At 61.3% G+C, this 15,822-nt stretch carries 16 protein-coding genes and 1 pseudogene; 8 read left to right on the forward strand and 9 right to left on the reverse strand.

What is annotated here, in order from left to right:
• Position 1: 1 nt before the first annotated feature.
• Positions 2-2,230, reverse strand: coding sequence for an AAA family ATPase (locus tag LAQ73_RS15705; RefSeq protein WP_224269197.1), 2,229 nt, complete (start codon positions 2,228-2,230; stop codon positions 2-4).
• A gap of 141 nt (positions 2,231-2,371) precedes the next feature.
• On the opposite strand from LAQ73_RS15705, the gene LAQ73_RS17660 reads away from it, so the two are divergent.
• Entirely contained in the window at positions 2,372-2,506 is a 135-nt protein-coding gene (locus LAQ73_RS17660) for a DUF7128 family protein (RefSeq protein WP_255634905.1), read from the forward strand.
• Positions 2,507-2,563: 57 nt separating this feature from the next.
• Here LAQ73_RS17660 and LAQ73_RS15710 read toward each other — a convergent pair whose 3' ends face one another.
• The gene (locus LAQ73_RS15710) at positions 2,564-2,995 is read right to left on the reverse strand and encodes a DUF5796 family protein (protein WP_224269198.1); all 432 of its coding nucleotides are present in this window, start codon (positions 2,993-2,995) and stop codon (positions 2,564-2,566) included.
• Positions 2,996-3,118: 123 nt separating this feature from the next.
• Between LAQ73_RS15710 and LAQ73_RS15715 the strand changes: the two genes are divergently transcribed.
• From LAQ73_RS15715 to LAQ73_RS15730, 4 genes are all read left to right on the forward strand, one after another.
• The gene (locus LAQ73_RS15715) at positions 3,119-4,027 is read left to right on the forward strand and encodes a shikimate kinase (protein ID WP_224269199.1); all 909 of its coding nucleotides are present in this window, start codon (positions 3,119-3,121) and stop codon (positions 4,025-4,027) included.
• Complete coding sequence (locus LAQ73_RS15720; protein ID WP_224269200.1) at positions 4,020-4,337, forward strand: chorismate mutase; 318 nt, start codon at positions 4,020-4,022, stop codon at positions 4,335-4,337. Before LAQ73_RS15715 ends, LAQ73_RS15720 begins: the two co-directional genes overlap by 8 nt.
• Before the next feature lie 86 nt (positions 4,338-4,423).
• Positions 4,424-4,966, forward strand: coding sequence for a hypothetical protein (locus LAQ73_RS15725; RefSeq protein ID WP_224269201.1), 543 nt, complete (start codon positions 4,424-4,426; stop codon positions 4,964-4,966).
• 525 nt (positions 4,967-5,491) lie between these two features.
• A complete protein-coding gene (locus LAQ73_RS15730; RefSeq protein WP_224269202.1) occupies positions 5,492-6,823 on the forward strand; it encodes a hemolysin family protein in 1,332 nt (443 codons plus the stop codon).
• 229 nt (positions 6,824-7,052) lie between these two features.
• Here LAQ73_RS15730 and LAQ73_RS15735 read toward each other — a convergent pair whose 3' ends face one another.
• Positions 7,053-9,011, reverse strand: a complete 1,959-nt coding sequence (locus LAQ73_RS15735; protein ID WP_224269203.1) for an ATP-binding protein — start codon at positions 9,009-9,011, stop codon at positions 7,053-7,055.
• Between the two features lie 399 nt (positions 9,012-9,410).
• Here LAQ73_RS15735 and LAQ73_RS15740 point away from each other — a divergent pair, with 399 nt between their 5' ends.
• Entirely contained in the window at positions 9,411-9,686 is a 276-nt protein-coding gene (locus LAQ73_RS15740; protein ID WP_224269204.1) for a HalOD1 output domain-containing protein, read from the forward strand.
• A 157-nt stretch (positions 9,687-9,843) separates the two neighbouring features.
• Entirely contained in the window at positions 9,844-10,383 is a 540-nt protein-coding gene (locus tag LAQ73_RS15745) for a GNAT family N-acetyltransferase (protein WP_224269205.1), read from the forward strand.
• Between the two features lie 175 nt (positions 10,384-10,558).
• On the opposite strand, the gene LAQ73_RS17665 is transcribed toward LAQ73_RS15745, so the two are convergent.
• The 4 genes and pseudogenes from LAQ73_RS17665 to LAQ73_RS15760 form a co-directional block, all read right to left on the reverse strand.
• Entirely contained in the window at positions 10,559-10,687 is a 129-nt protein-coding gene (locus tag LAQ73_RS17665) for a hypothetical protein (RefSeq protein WP_255634906.1), read from the reverse strand.
• A 48-nt stretch (positions 10,688-10,735) separates the two neighbouring features.
• Complete coding sequence (locus LAQ73_RS15750; RefSeq protein WP_224269206.1) at positions 10,736-11,773, reverse strand: AI-2E family transporter; 1,038 nt, start codon at positions 11,771-11,773, stop codon at positions 10,736-10,738.
• Between the two features lie 183 nt (positions 11,774-11,956).
• Positions 11,957-12,958: an arsenic resistance protein gene (locus tag LAQ73_RS15755; RefSeq protein WP_224269207.1), complete on the reverse strand. Its 1,002-nt coding sequence runs from the start codon at positions 12,956-12,958 to the stop codon at positions 11,957-11,959.
• A 92-nt stretch (positions 12,959-13,050) separates the two neighbouring features.
• Positions 13,051-13,244 (reverse strand): annotated as a pseudogene (locus LAQ73_RS15760) (CopG family ribbon-helix-helix protein); the annotation flags it as partial.
• Positions 13,245-13,461: 217 nt separating this feature from the next.
• Between LAQ73_RS15760 and LAQ73_RS15765 the strand changes: the two are divergent.
• The gene (locus LAQ73_RS15765; RefSeq protein WP_224269208.1) at positions 13,462-14,502 is read left to right on the forward strand and encodes an SDR family oxidoreductase; all 1,041 of its coding nucleotides are present in this window, start codon (positions 13,462-13,464) and stop codon (positions 14,500-14,502) included.
• Positions 14,503-14,602: 100 nt separating this feature from the next.
• Here LAQ73_RS15765 and LAQ73_RS15770 read toward each other — a convergent pair whose 3' ends face one another.
• Complete coding sequence (locus tag LAQ73_RS15770) at positions 14,603-14,764, reverse strand: hypothetical protein (protein WP_224269209.1); 162 nt, start codon at positions 14,762-14,764, stop codon at positions 14,603-14,605.
• A gap of 187 nt (positions 14,765-14,951) precedes the next feature.
• Positions 14,952-15,632 carry a carbonic anhydrase gene (locus LAQ73_RS15775; RefSeq protein ID WP_224269210.1) on the reverse strand — a complete coding sequence of 227 codons (681 nt, stop codon included), beginning with the start codon at positions 15,630-15,632 and terminating at the stop codon, positions 14,952-14,954.
• Positions 15,633-15,822 lie beyond the last annotated feature (190 nt).

Consider the following 15,822-nt stretch of genomic DNA (forward strand, 5'->3'; position numbering starts at 1 on the left):
GCTATCGCATCGTCGGGTCGACCGTCTCTAGCGCCGTGTCGAAGTGGCCGTCGGTGACGAGCACCTCGTCGGCGTGTTCGTTGGCCTCCGCGCCCTCGTACCTGTCGGCGACGTCTCGAATCGCCAACAGCGTCGCCTCGCGACAGACCGCCGCGATGTCCGCGCCGGTGAATCCGTCCATCCGCGAGACGACGTCGTCGAGGTCTACGTCGTCGGCGAGCGGTTTGTCGCGGACGTGCACGTCGAGAATCGCGCGACGACCCGCCTCGTCGGGCGCGGGCACCTCGACGTGCGACTCCAGTCGCCCCGGCCGAAGCAGCGCCGGATCAAGCGAGTCGCGGCGGTTCGTCGCCGACAGCACGACCAGGTTGGGGTTGTCGCTGAGGCGGTCGAGTTCGGTCAGCAGTTGCGAGACGACGCGTTCGCCGACGCCGGAGTCGCCGCCCGACATGTCGCGGTCGCCGGCGATGGCGTCTATCTCGTCGAAGAAGACGATCGCCGGGGCGGCCTGTCTGGCCCGCTCGAACACCTCTCGGACCGATTTCTCGCTCTCCCCGACGTACCTGTCCAGCAGCTCCGGCCCGGCGACGTGGATGAAGTTGACGCCGCTCTCGCCGGCGATGGCCCGCGCGAGCAGCGTTTTACCGGTCCCCGGCGGGCCGTACAGCAGCACGCCCGACGGCGGTGCGGTGTTGGCCGCCTCGAACAGCGGAGCGTACGTCAGCGGCCACGTCACCGCGCGTTCGAGCACCGCTTTCGCCTCGTCGAGACCGCCGACGTTCTCGAACGTCGTCGTCGGCGTCTCGGCGACGTACTCGCGCATCGCGCTCGGGTCGACGGCGGCCATCGCCCCCTCGAAGTCCGCGCGGGTGATTTCGAGTTCGTCGAGCGGAACCGGGTCGGTCCCGTCGCGCGAACGACGGAGTGCGATCATCGCCGCCTCCTTGGCGAGCGATTCGAGGTCCGCGCCGACGAATCCGTGGGTCCGCGACGCGATGCGGTCGAGGTCCACGTCGTCGGCCAGCGGCATGTTCCGCGTGTGGACGTCGAGAATCTCGCGCCGACCGGTCTCGCCGGGGACGCCGATCTCGATCTCGCGGTCGAAGCGCCCGCCGCGGCGGAGGGCGGGATCCAGGTCGTCGACGCGGTTGGTCGCGCCGATGACGATGACCTCGCCGCGGGCTTCGAGGCCGTCCATCAGCGAGAGCAACTGGCCGACGATGCGGTCCTCCACGTCGCCGCCCTCGTCGCGCTTCGGGGCGATGGAGTCTATCTCGTCGAAGAAGACGATGGCGGGAGAGCTGTCGCGGGCCTCCTCGAACGTCTCGCGGAGGCGCTCCTCGGACTCGCCCTTGTACTTGGACATGATCTCCGGACCCGAGATGGTGACGAAGTGCGCGTCCACCTCGTTGGCGACGGCTTTGGCGATGAGCGTCTTCCCCGTTCCGGGCGGGCCGTAGAGGAGGACGCCCTTCGGCGGTTCGACGCCGAGGCGGGTGAACACCTCCGGTTCGGAGAGCGGGAGCTCTATCATCTCGCGGACGAGTTCGAGCTCCTCGTCGAGGCCGCCGATGTCCTCGTAGTTGATTCCCGTCGCCGGTTTCGCAGGTGCAGGTGCGGCGTTCCCGCTAGCGTCGGAACCCGTCTCGGAGCCGGTTCCGGCTCCCGAGCCGGCTGTGCGCCCGGCGTCTCGGTCGGTAGAAGGGTATACGCTGCTTCCGCTCCGGTCGGTTGCGATGTCGACGCGGACGGTCGTCGAATCGGCGATACGGACGGTGCCGTCGGGGTTCGTCTCGCTCACGACGAACGGCGCGTCGCCGAGTTGTTCGACGTGGACCTGCTCGCCTTGGAGGAGGGGACGGTCGAGCAGTGCGCGCTTGAGAATGCGGCGGAGGAGGTCTTCGTCGTCGGTGCCGACGCTCGCGGCGGCGGTGATGGTCACAGACCGGGCCGTCTCGACGGCGACCTTCCGAACGCGGACGGTCTCGCCGACTTTCGCACCGGCGTTGGTACGGGTGTCGGCGTCGACCTGGACGGTGCCGGCGGGGGCGGTCGGACCGGCGGGCCACACTTTGGCGACCGTCTCGCGTTCGCTTTCGATGACGACGGTGTCGCCGCTGAGAACACCGAGCGTCCGTCGAGCGGAGTCGGGGAGGCGGGCGATGCCACGGCCGGCGTCGCGTTTTTCGGCGGCGCGGACCGTGAGTTCGATGCCCGAATCGTCGCTCATGTCACCGCCTTTGTAGTGACGGTTCTTTACCCTTCCTCACGGTCGGTCCCTGCGAGAGCGGTCGGCTCCGCGCCGCGTCGGCGGTCCGCGGCGACCCACCGCCGGGTAACGCATTTGATGGTCGCTAGCCTCTGTCGAAGTATGGTCGCCACGACAGAGCGGGACGATATGACGTGGTACGAGTGCGAGGAGTGCGGACTCCTCTTCGAGAACGAGACGGACGCGAAGCAACACGAGTCGAGCTGCGACGCAGAGGACCCCTCTTACTTGCAGTGACCCGCCGATAGCGCTACTCGGCGGGGACTCGTTGACTACTCGTTGACTACTCGTCGACTACTCCTCGGAGACGAGTTCGAAGCTCTCCTCACCCCAGTCGTCCTCGACGAAGACGAAGACGCGGCCACGGGCGACCTCCGGGTCGGCCTCGACTTCGGTGCGCATCCCGCCGACGCGGCGGACGACGACGCCCGGGAACAGTTCCTCCTCGTCGCCGTCGCCGAGGAGGATGCGGCCGACGCCGCTGTCGTCGAGGATGTCGTCGTGGGTCTTCAGGTCGTTGACGTACATCATCACGCCCTCGGTTTCGGTGGGGTCGGTGACGAGGACGTGCGTCTCCTTACCCGGCCCGGTTCGGAGCGGACCGCTGTGCTTCTGGGGGACGCCGCGGTACAGCGTCTTGCGACCGTCGAGGTACTCTACTTCGACGCCGATGTCGAGGAGTTCGACGCCGAGCGTACTCGGGGGGACGTCGTTGCGCGCGCTCATGACCGTGAGTAACGAGGGGTCGGCCAAAAGCGTCGCGTCTCGTCGACGTGACGCGCCGCGGGCGGTAGCAGCGAAATCGGCACCGACCGCCACACCTAATGTGACTCGTCGCCGCCTCTGGCTATGCACGGCCGCGCATCCGCCCCCGGGGCGGGGACCGTCCTGAACGCGCTCGCGACCGGCGTGGGTTCGGCGTTCGCCATCGACGTGGAGACGCGCGCGTCCGTCGAACTCGACGGCTCGGGAACCGTCCGCGGCGACGTCGCCGAGGACCCCGACGCCGACACGCGACTCGTCGAACGCTGCGTCGAACGCTGCGTCGAGCGATTCGGCGACGGCGAGGGCGGCGCGGTCCGCACCGAGAGCGACGTGCCGATGGCCGCCGGACTCAAGAGTTCCAGCGCCGCCGCCAACGCGACGGTGCTGGCAACGCTGTCTGCGCTCGGCGTCGACGTCGTCGACGAACGCGAGGAACGGAGCGCACGCGACGGCCGGGTCGACACCGACGACGCCGTCACGCGAGTCGACGCCTGTCTGATGGGCGTCGAGGCGGCCCGCGACGCGGGCGTCACCGTCACCGGGGCGTTCGACGACGCCTCCGCGAGCATGCTCGGCGGTGTCACCGTCACCGACAACCGCGAGGACGAACTGCTCGCCCGCGACGGTGTGGACTGGAACGTTCTCGTCTGGACGCCGCCGGAGCGCGCCTACAGCGCCGACGCCGACGCGGAGCGATGTACTCGAATCGCATCCGTCGCCGACACGGTGGCGGATCTCGCGCTCGCGGGGCGCTACGCCGAGGCGATGACCGTCAACGGGTTCGCCTTCTCGGCGGCGCTCGGGTTCTCCGCGGACCCGGCGATAGAGGCGCTCCCCGACGCCGCGGGCGTCTCGGTGTCGGGCACCGGACCGAGCGTCGTCGCCGTCGGCGGCGCCGCGGCGCTCGACACCGTCCGAGAGCGGTGGGACGACCGACCCGGGACGACGCTTTTGACCGAAACACGAGCTGACGGAGCACGCATATATGACTGACGACCTCACAGAGACCGAGCCGAATCGACCGCGACCCGACGAGATGAGCCTCGACGAACTCCGCGAGGAGATCGAGGATATCGACCGCGAACTCGTCGAACTCATCGCCCGGCGAACGTACGTCGCCGACACCATCGCGCAGGTCAAAGACGAGCGAGACCTCCCGACGACCGACGAGGCCCAGGAAGACAAGGTGATGGAGCGAGCGGGCGTGAACGCCGAAAAATTCGAGGTGGACGCGAACTTGGTGAAGGCCATCTTCCGGTTGCTCATCGAGTTGAACAAAGTACATCAGCGTGAGAATCGGTAGCATCTGTCATTCCACGGGAGGATACTGAACACCACTGTCTAACTAGCTAACAAGGCTTTTCTCCCATTCTAGTAACTGCTCCTGAAATGAACAACATACCCATTCTCAGAGGAATTCGATTCGAGACAGAGAAACTAGACTGCGTTGAAGCAGGAGTGGATTTTCGAGAGGGCACACGACTGTATGAGTCCGCAATAGTTGGCCGAATCCACCTCTATCTGAACGGGGATGAGCTACGTGAAGAGCGGAGAATCCCGGACGATTTCGACGTGTCGGATACCGTGAAAGCGATGTTCGAAATGAGTAGTGAGTTCGAGAGAATTGGCTCCGCGAGCGCGAATCCGTTTTGTTGTGTTTGTGGGGATAGAGGATGTGCGTACCTCGATTGGCGACTCGAAACGGTAGATTCGGAGACGAGACTGATTATGGAAGACTTAGTCGGAAATCCAATCGGAGCCCATCAGTATCGCGTTCAGCCGAAGACACTATACAAGGCAGTCGCAGAGTTAGCCGAGACCGTCGTTGTAACGATGGAAGATGCAGACGTTAGACAGACGACGGCAGGAACGATTCAGGAGTTCGTTGACTGGCACGAACAGTTGATTCAGTGGGAAGAGAACGAGTCCTAAAGGTTGTGGACTACTCGATGAACACGTCACCCTCGTCGGGACAGACTTAGGGAATGCGGCAAAGTAGACAAAATCTGTAACGTCAGTCTGAGACCTGCACAAGGTCGAACAGCGGAGAGTAGGTAGCCGAAATCTGACGTTTCAGGGCTTCTATTGCCGATCGGTTAGCCAATTCTTCTCCCGACAGTCGCTCTCTCGATCGTCGCTCGCCAGTGAGAACGAAAACGAGTACTATTCAGCACGACCACCGAAACCTATCCACTCCCCCTCGGAAGTCACGTGCTGAAAGCAGAGGATATTTTCAGCGGGGCCTGACGCTGATCTACCCAATAAATGCCCAGGCACCTTGTTCGCAGGCAGCCAGCGGAACGAGGGAAACAGTCTTCGGTCACGATATCTACTGGCTCGATTCGCTACTGACGGCGCTCGGCCACTCGCGGCTCTTTAGATGATTTTAGTAAATGGAACGAGATGTAGAGATATGGACGCACTACAATCGAACGGCAGTACTTTCTGGAAGCACCGATGGTAGACATCGTGCTCTCGGCGGCACAACTCGTCGTCGCACTAATCCTCGTGCTTCTGAACGGTTTTTTCGTCGCTGCAGAGTTCGCTTTCGTTCGGATTCGGGGAACGTCGGTCGAACAGCTCGTCGAGGAGGGACGGCCCGGCGCGGGGACGCTCCAAGAAGTGATGGTGGGCCTCGACGACTATCTCGCGACGACGCAACTCGGCATCACCATCGCTTCCCTGGGACTGGGATGGGTCGGCGAACCCGCCGTGGCATCGCTCATCGAGCCCGTGTTGGAACCGATTCTCCCGGCGAATCTCATTCATCTCGTCGCCTTCGCGGTCGGCTTTGGTCTCATCACGTTCCTCCACGTCGTCTTCGGTGAGCTCGCGCCGAAGACGCTTGCAATCGCGAAGACCGAGCGACTCTCGCTGTTCCTCGCCCCGCCAATGAAGGTCTTCTATTACATCCTCTATCCGGGAATCGTCGTCTTCAACGGGACAGCCAACGCGTTCACGCGGTCGCTCGGCGTACCGCCCGCCTCCGAAACGGATGAGACGCTCGGCGAACGGGAACTCCTTCGGGTACTTACTCAATCCGGCGAGGAAGGGGATATCGACGTGGCAGAAGTGACGATGATCGAGCGCGTCTTCGATCTTGACGACACCGTGGTGCGAGAGGTCATGGTCCCGCGGCCGGACGTGATGAGCGTTCCGGCGGATGCCATGCTCTCCGAACTTCATTCAGTCGTCTTTGAGGCCGGTCACACGCGCTATCCGGTCCTTGATGCCGACGACGGCGACCAAGTGGTCGGATTCGTGGACGTCAAGGACGTGCTACGAGCAGAGGTGGACGACGGGGATGCCGAGAGAGTCGGTGACATCGCCCGCGAGATTCTCATCGTTCCGGAGACGATGACCATCAGCGATCTCCTAATACAGTTCAGAGAGGATCGCCAGCAGATAGCCGGCGTCATCGACGAGTGGGGAGCGTTCGAGGGGATTGCAACGGTTGAAGATATCGTCGAGGCCCTCGTCGGAGACCTTCGAGATGAGTTTGATCTCGATGAGCGCGAGCCCTCGATACGCCGGCGCGACGATGGGATGTACGACATCGACGGAGGTGTACCACTGTCGAAAGTTAACGACACCCTCGATGGGGACTTCGAAAGCGAGGAGGTCGAAACGATCGGTGGATTGGTGCTCGGCCAACTCAACCGGGCGCCAGAACTTGGCGACCGCGTCGAGGTCGACGGGAACGTCGTTGAGGTAACGAGCGTCGAGGGAACCCGAATTTCGACGGTGCGAGTCTATCAAAAGGATATCGATGATTCAGCGGTGGACTGAGTGGGAGCGGTAAACGTATATTCGCATGGCGAATCCGAGGAGATACTCGGAAACGTTCTTGCAGACTACGACCGAGACGAACAGGCTGTTGCAGACGCGGCCACGACGACCGCTTCGTGCAATATGCCCGATTCGTCACACACTGACCAATTATCGTTACGTACAGAACGCATATCGATCATTCCAGGCAGTGTTCTACTCTGTTGTAGACTCAATCGATCCGATCGTTCTACGCAGAATTCTGCGCCGCGGGAATCGTAAACGAGAATGTCGCTCCTTCGTTAGGTGCCGAGTCGACCCAGATCTCACCGTCGTGGCGCTCAATGATGCGTTGGCAGAGCGCGAGCCCGATACCCATTCCGTCGTGCTTCTCCGGCCCATGCAGTTGCTCGAACACGTTGAAAATGCGATCTCTGTTGTCAGGGTCGATACCAATCCCCTTGTCAGCGACGGAAATTGTCCACATTGAACCGGATCGCTCCGCAGACACGGATATCTCTGGGGGCTCATCTCCACTATACTGAATCGCATTCGACAGGAGGTTCTGGAGGACTTGTCGTAACTGCCCGGCATCACCCTCGACGCGAGGCAGGTTTTCGACAGCAATCTCGGCGTCTTGGTCCTCGATCTGCATCTGGAGATCATCGCGGACATCCTCGAAGGCGGACCCGAGATTAACCGGCTCGAGCGGTCTCCCCCGGGAGTCAACTCTCGAGTACTCGAGTAGGCCGTCGATCATCTCGCGCATTCTGTTAGCTCCGTCAACAGCAAACTCAAGAAACTCCTCGCCATCTTCGTCCAATGCATCGGCGTACCGACGCTCAATCAGCTGAAGGTAACTTGAGACCATCCGGAGGGGTTCTTGGAGATCGTGGGAAGCGGCGTAGGCGAACTGTTCGAGGCGTTCATTCGACTTCTCGAGTGCCTGCTCGCGCTCGACTTGTTCAGTAATATCACGGAAGTAGACCGAGACGCCCGTTTCGGACGGGTAAATGTTCGCTTCGACCCAGAAGTCGAGCGTGTCGTAGTACAGTTCGTAGCTGGTCGCTTCCTGCGTCTCACGTGCTGTATGGAAGGCCTCCCAGACCTCATCGATTTCGGCGGCAGAGGGGAACACCTCCCAGAGGTTCTTGCCGAGTAACTCTTCACGGGAATGTTGGAGGAGTTCTGCGGCACGTTCGTTGACGTGGGTAAATCGAAACTCGTCGTCGAGCGCGTAGAACGCATCGGAAACCCGTCCAACCATCTCCTCGAATTCGGCTTCGAGGCGCTTTCTCTCGGTGATATCGTTCAGCGCAAAGATAGCGCGGTGTTCCTCACCGCCATCGATCGGTAACGGTGATCCGTTCACAGAGACCCAGACGCGCTGTCCGTCCGGCTGGCGCAAGCCAAACTCTACGTCGAAAACGGATTTACCCGTCGCCATCACCCGCTTGAACGGTCGCTTCTCGTCGGGGAGTGGATTTCCTTGAGTATCAATTAAATCCCAGCGGGAATCATCGGCAGAGATCGTGGCAAGTTCTTCTTGACTCCGGGCGTAGATCTCCTCAGCACGCTCGTTGGCGAACTGTATTGTCTCATCCGCGTTGATAATGACGATTCCGACGGGGCTGGTGTCGACGATCTGATCTCTAACTTGGGTTTCCTCTTTTAGACGGCGTTTCGTTTGTTCACTTTCGATGGTGGAGGCGAGAATATTGGCGACGTTCTGGACGAAGTTGACATCGTGTTCGGTGAACGTCCGTTTGGCCGTCGTATGCGTCCCCAGTATTCCCCACGGATCTCCGAACGAACCGATGATAACGCTGATTCCGCTGACAACGTCGTGATCGACGAGTAAATCGGGACCTGAAAAACGCTCCTCGGTTCGGAGATCGTCAACGATAACTGGCTCTTCAGAGAGCAGCGTATAGCCAGCCTGGGAGTCACGGTCCGTCGGGACCGTCGCATTCCCAACAAGGCCGTCCTGCCAGCCGACCCCTTGCCGAAGAAACACCTCGTCTCCTGGAAGCAGCTCAAGAACCTTGCAATAGTCGCTCTCCAGCGTTTCAGCGACGGCTACCGACGCATCGTGCATTAGTTGATCGAGGTCATCGGTGACGAGTGCTTGCTGCCCGAGTTCGGCGACGGCCTCCTGCTGACGAACTCGCTGGCGAAGTTTTGTCTCCACGTCGGTAGCCGAATCCATTCTCGCTTGGGAATGGACCCGCGAGGGTCAAGTCACCTTTGTCTCATACGCTTGAGCGCGGGTTTGTCTTGCCAAGGAGAATAATCAGCACACAGCCCTACTTACGGGTCATTTCAAAGATAGTTGACCGAAAAGAGCGGGGGGTCGGACGAGAGATTTCGACGGCATCTCCTTTATCAACAAAACGAAGGGTTCCCCGAACGAGAGAACGCCTTCCATTGCGGGTATCTCTTCGTGTGACCCTTGTTCGTGACTGCCAGTTTTATCGCCCCATAGCTGGTTCTCTATCGGTCGAACTCGATTACCGAACCAGAATCTATCGAATTCGAGTTTTTTTCGACAGCTTCTAAACGTGTATATGCACGAGGTTTTTCTCGAAAGATTACCTCTAATTAGTCAATGTCTGTGGGTTCGCCATCACGTAATCAGGGGCTCCCACCCCTCCATGAAATAGTCACACAAATCGCTACCCGTGAAGGTGTGGGACCGCTGGACCTGCCCCCGTTGCACTACGCGATTGACCCCAATATCGTCCCCTCGCTGCTTGAAAGCCCTGATAGGAACGGTTCCCGTGGCGAAATCACATTCACGTATTTTGGATATGATGTGACCGTCACTGAAGAGGGGATGGTACAGGTTACGGAGAAAAAGAAGACCCTGTTTTCAGGGGTATGACGGTCATGTACAGACTGGAGTGTGTTGTTACACGTTTTAGATGGCGATAGGATGTAGTCATCAATCACGTCTATCACCATTCTACGGAGATACTCAGTATCGAACCACCGTGAAACCCATTCACAACCGTTAAGCGGGGCTTTGGGCAAGTCTGCTCATGTCTGGCCCAGCCTTTCTCGGAGGTAGTGCTGTATCACTCTGTACGGTCGAAGAGGAGGATATAGCGTTTATCCATGAGTCGATTAATTCGCCTGAAATCTGGAAAACGATGGAGCCCTCCAAACCGTATACGCTAAACGAAATTCGCGCCATCTTCTCTTCGGACTCGGAGCCATCATCTTCAGTTCGCTTTCTCGTCACCGCTGAGACGGAACCCATTGGATTAGTGGGGTTCTCAGAGATAAACGAGACGGCGGGTGTCGCAGAACCAAGTTGTTGGATACACCCAGACTACTCCGGCGAAGGCTATGGAACCGAAGCGGTCGAGCTGCTCCTCGAGTATGGATTCGACCACTGTCGGCTTCACAAGTTCGTCGCAGAGGTGATCGAATTCAACGAGCCGGCCCAACATCTCTTGGACAAGATCGGTTTCATCGAAGAGGGGAGGCAACGAGACCATGATTTCGTCGACGGTGAATACCACGATTGTATCCTGTACGGATTACTCGTAACCGAGTGGCAGCAACAGCGTCGATAACATTCAGCGCGCTGGTTTTCGTACCGCCTCGCCGAGTTCGGCGGTCTTGTCCCCGCAGCGAGTTACGTGGCTGTTCGCACGTCGGCGGTGTGTACCACACCGTGTCCGAGGATTGCGACCTCGATTTCGGAGGAGAGCTCGATGAGCCAGCACTCGGGATGGCGAACGGCCAGGTCTACGCGGAGTGCAGAATCGGCGTATCTTCGGCAGCCTCGACGAGGACGTCGTGGACTGATTCGGAGTTGCGAACGCACTCGCCGAACGCACCGACGCCGGGGAGAACTGTGAGCCGTTGTTGTGGCACTCTCGCTAAACCAAGTTGGCATCGATTCAGTGAGTAAGACGACCGCAATCAGCCGGTGGTCGGTTCCACTCGCTCCTGGGCAAACAGGTCGAGGACGACCTTCGTTCCGCCGAGTACGACGGGGCCGACGAACAGGCCCATCGCCCCGAACAGGATGATTCCCCCGAAGATACCCACGACGATGGTCGCTACGTTGAGCGCTCCGCTCCGGTTAATGATCGCCGGGCGAACGTAGAGGTCCGAAGCGCTGACTAACGAACCGTATACGAACAACAGTACCGCTGAGATGGGGCGACCGATCGTGAGTAGGTAAATCGAAACCGGAAGCCAGACACCGAACGCCCCAACGAGCGGGAGCAACGTCAGTATGAACGTCGCCACGGTCAAGAAGACGACGCCGGGCATGCCGACGAGCACTAACCCGATTCCAAGCAGTACCGCCTGGACCACCGCGACAGCGACGTTACCGATAACGGACGCCCACATGAGGGTGTCGAGTTCGTCGAGCAGTTCCCGCTGCACACGATCGGAGACGGGGACGACTGATCGGAGCCATGCAACCAACTGTTCGCCGTTTCGCAACAACGCAAAGAGCACAAAGACCGTCACGGTGAGTCCGATCAGCACACCAGGGAGGCCGCCGATGACGGTTATCGCGCCGGTAGCGAGACGCTCCAACCCGGTAGCGATTGGCTCTTGATACGTCGTATACAACAGATCGAAGTCAATCACGTAACCACTGGTTCCGATACGGTCCTGAATGGTGTCGAGACTGAGTTCCCCGTCTTGGATGGCGGTAAGGAGCCCTAGTCCCTGCTGAATTGCGACCAAGAGGATATATGCGACCGGAATGAAAATCGCGAACACCGAAAGCAAGATGAGGGAGAGGGCAGCCGTCACTGAGCGCAGATGACGCTCGAGTCTCCGTTGTGCGGGTGTGAGAACGTATGCGAGGACGATCGCGAGTAGAATGTATTGTAGCTGTGTGAGAACGAGAAGCGCGGCGAGAATGCCACTCACCGCCGCCAGGATCGATAACCCAGCACGGTCTGAAAACCAACGCGGACGGTCTCCCTCTTCGGTCATATTTCCTAGACTGATTCCGAGGTTATTGTCTTGTTGTACGGTCAGATTGTGAACCAACGTCAATCAAATACGGTGACACTTCGAGCCTACAGTCAGGCCGGGGACGCATAGTGAACTGGCCGATTCGCGTTCTCCGTAGAATACGCCGAGAACCCATCGCCGAAGTACCCTCTCGGTTTCCCTTCAGTCACCGTCTGTCCGCGTGAACGGCGAGTGATGAGTCGAACCCCCGGGCACGAGCCACGTCGGAACGATCCGCGTGAGCGCAACCATCCCAGTCAGTTCGACGAGCGTCTGCGTCACGACGACGGCGGGAGCCAACCGATACCCCGCCGGGAGCGCGAGCGCGAGCGGAAGAACGACCAGTGAGTTACGGGTGACCGACGTGAACACGAGCGCTCGACTCTCGCCGGTGTCCATCCGAAGCGCTCCCGCCGCGAGTCGTCCGAGCACCGGCATGACGACGAGGAACGCGACGTACACCGGAACGACGACTGCGATTTGGTCGATCGAACCTCGCACGCGAGGGAGCTGGGAGACGATGACGACGAACAGCGTCGCGGCCATCATCGGTACGGGCAACCACCCCATCGTCTCCTGCCACGCCGCTCCCTTCGGCGACCGCTCTACCCAGGCTTCGGTGAGCCACGCGAGTGTCAGCGGAAGCGCGATGAGTATCAGGAACGCTTCGAGGAACGGTTCTGGCTCGATAGCCTCGGCGACTCCCGCCCCCATGAACAGCCAGAGGTACACCGGCAGCAACAGGAGCTGAACGAGCATCAGCGCAGGTGTCGTCGCGGTGATCTGCTCGGAGTCGCCGCCCGCGAGTTCGGTGAAGGTGATGACGTAGTCGATACACGGCGTCAGAAGTACCATGAACGCGCCGACGAGGACGACCGGTCGTTGGGGGAGAAATCGGGTGAGTCCCCAGACGACGACGGGGACGACGAGAAAGTTCATCCCCAGCGCCGCCGCGAAGAACCGCCCGTTCCGGAACGCACGTCGGAGTCGGACGAACGGGATCTCCAGAAACGTGACGTAGAGGAGGACGGCGAGCACGGGGTCGATAAGTCGCTCGAACGCCGACGCCGAGTTCGGACGTAAGACGCCGAGCGTCACCGAGAGGAGAACGGCACCCGCATACACGGCAACTTGGTGTCGTTGGAGCCACCTCTTCGCGTTCATCTGTCGGCCGTTTCGAAGTTCGGAGATAAACTACTGCCGGCGTCTGGCGAGACCCCGCCCGTTCGGTCGTCGAAGGCGCGCGCGCGACGTCGTCACTTGACACCGTCGCGCACGACCGTCAGCTTCACCCGACGCGCGCCGTCGAAGTCGCGGAGTCGGTCGGTCAGTTCCCGAACTCGTTCGGCGACGCCCCGACAGAACAGCGATTCGGACACCACTCCCCCTGACGCGTGTGACTCGTGTTGAGGGTGGCGCCCTAGTACTCGTGCTGGACGGTGTGGAGTTCCGGCGCTCCGGTGTTCCGGTTGGGAGGGTACACCCCCCTGATAGAACAGGCCCGGTTCTTTGCGCTTCGTACCCGTAAACGAACCCCCGACGCGCGTCGGAGAGAGTCATACCATGAGCGAGACGAACATTCCGTTTACGGCCGCTCCAGTAGTCCAGCGTCGTTCGATTTTCGCAGTCGAGACGAACTCACCTGTCGCAACGGGAGGGGCGATTCAATGAGTCGAGAACGCAAACGGGTCGAGGATCAGGTTATCGTCATTACCGGGGCGACGTCGGGCATCGGTCTGTCGACAGCGCGGATGGCCGCCGAGCGCGGGGCTCGGCTCGTTCTCGTCGCGCGAAGCGAGGACGCGCTGCGGGAACTGACCGAGGAGATAGAGCGGGACGGCGGCGACGCGGTGTACGTCGTCGCCGACGTGACCGACCGAGACGAGGTCCGCAAAGCCGTCGACGTGGCCGAGGAGACGTACGGCGGGTTCGACACGTGGGTCAACGTCGCGGGTGCCTTCATCTTCGGCAAACTCCAGGAGGTTCCCGTCGAGGATATGCGTCGACTGTTCGAGACCAACGTCTGGGGGTTGCTGTACGGTTCGCTCGAAGCCGCAAAGCACCTGAAGGAGCACGACCGCGAAGGCGGGATAATCAACATCGGCAGCGTCGTCTCTGACCGCGCGCTCGTGCTTCAGGGGAGCTACTCGGCGTCGAAGCACGCCGTCAAAGGCTTCACCGACGCGCTCAGAATGGAGTTAGAGGAGGAAGGTGCGCCCGTCTCCGTGACGCTCGTCAAACCGAGCGCGATAGACACGCCCTACCCCGAACACGCGAAGAACTACATGGACGACGAGGCGGCGTTGCCGCCGCCGCTCTACGCGCCGGAGACGGTCGCCCGCGCGATTCTGAGCGCCGCGGAACGGCCCCAACGCGACGTGTTCGTCGGCTTCGGGGGCAAGGGCATGTCGATGCTCGGCTACTACGCGCCGAGTTTTATGGACACGCTCATGGAGACGGTGTTCTACAAACTCCAGCGGAAGGACCGACCGCCGCGACCGCGAGACGAGAGCATACTCGACGGACCGGCGGGAAGTCTCGACGAACGGGGCGAACAAGAGAGGCACGTCTCCGAGACGAGCCTCTACACCCGGTTGTCCCAGCGCCGGGGAGTGGCGGCATCGCTGCTCGCCGGTATCGGGGCTGTAGCGATCGTGTTCTACGCGCGCTCGAAGGCGAATCGGATCCGAGACGGACCCGACGCCTGACGAGAGACGGTCGTTCCCGGGGGAGCGCCGACCCACTCAGAGCGTAATCCAGCGCTCGGTTCGTTCGCCGGTGCTCGTCGCGTCGTCCCCCGCTCACCTTTCACGTCACGCCGTACGCGTCGTCGAAGACGACCGACCGCTCGGACGACCTGCGGAGCGCGCAGTCGAACTCGTCGAGGCGGCTCCGCAGCGCTTCTAACTCGGCTTTCGACGCGTTCGCGCCGACGTACGAGAGGGATCTGCCTCCGAGGCGTCCTCCCAATTCGCGTCAGGGGGTAACGCTCGCCACTCGCCGTCCACCTCGGTTTCGCAAAAGACCACCGAGAGGTCGAACAGCGTTCGGTAGTAGGCCTCGGCTTCTCGCAGTCGCTCTACGCGCAGCGCGACGTGTGCCAGTGCGTCCACGTCGGGGGAGTCCACGGTCCGGGAGATAACGGTCCCGCCGCTCGTCAGTACTCCCAGAGCCGGTCGATTCGCGGAGCGATTTCCGGGTACTCCTCGCGCAGTCTCTCGACGTTCGTCTCGCCGTCGACGTTGACGACGTGGACCTCCCCGCGGCGACCCGAGTACACGTCCTGGAAGTCGTAGACGACGCCGACGACGCCGACGCGCTCGGGAACGTCGTCGCTCTCGACGAGGAGTTCGACCTGTCTGTCGACGTTGTACTCGACGAGTCGGTTTATCGCCGCCGCGCGGCCGACGTCCGAGGGGAGGCGCTCGACGCCCGATTCGAGGTGCGGTTTCAACAGTTCGAGACAGTGCTCGATACCGGCGGGCTCCGAGAGACCCTCCGTTAGTTCGTCGTACGTCGCCGTGACCGCCCCACAACCCGTGTGGCCCATCACGACGACGGTCTCCGTTCCGGTGTGTTCGACCGGGTACAGCACGTCCCCGGACACGACTTCACCGGCGTCGGTTCGCTGTGCGACGCGGTTGCCGATGTTGCTACAGGTGAAGATGTGCCCCGGTTCGTCGTTGCCCCAGGCGTGGTCCTGCAGGACGCGCGAGTCCGAACAGCAGACGGTGACCGCACCCGGGTGCTGGGCGTCCTGCACGTCGTCGAATCGGCTCTCGAACTCTTCGGCGTGCTTCGAGTTGTTCTCCAGCAACTCGACGAACATCCGATTCATGGCCGTGGTAACGCGGTCCGATCTGATATAATCCCCCGTTCTGGCAAGACGCGGTGTAACGCGATTCGGCGGGCGGCAGAGACCACCCTGAGAGTGTGGGCGGGTTCGGATACTCGGTTTCGTCGTACGGTACCCTCAGGCCCTCGTACAGCGTACAGAGGGTATGACCGCGCCAGCGCCGGCAGCGGGA

It is taken from the genome of Haloprofundus salinisoli (assembly GCF_020097815.1).
GTDB lineage: Archaea > Halobacteriota > Halobacteria > Halobacteriales > Haloferacaceae > Haloprofundus > Haloprofundus salinisoli.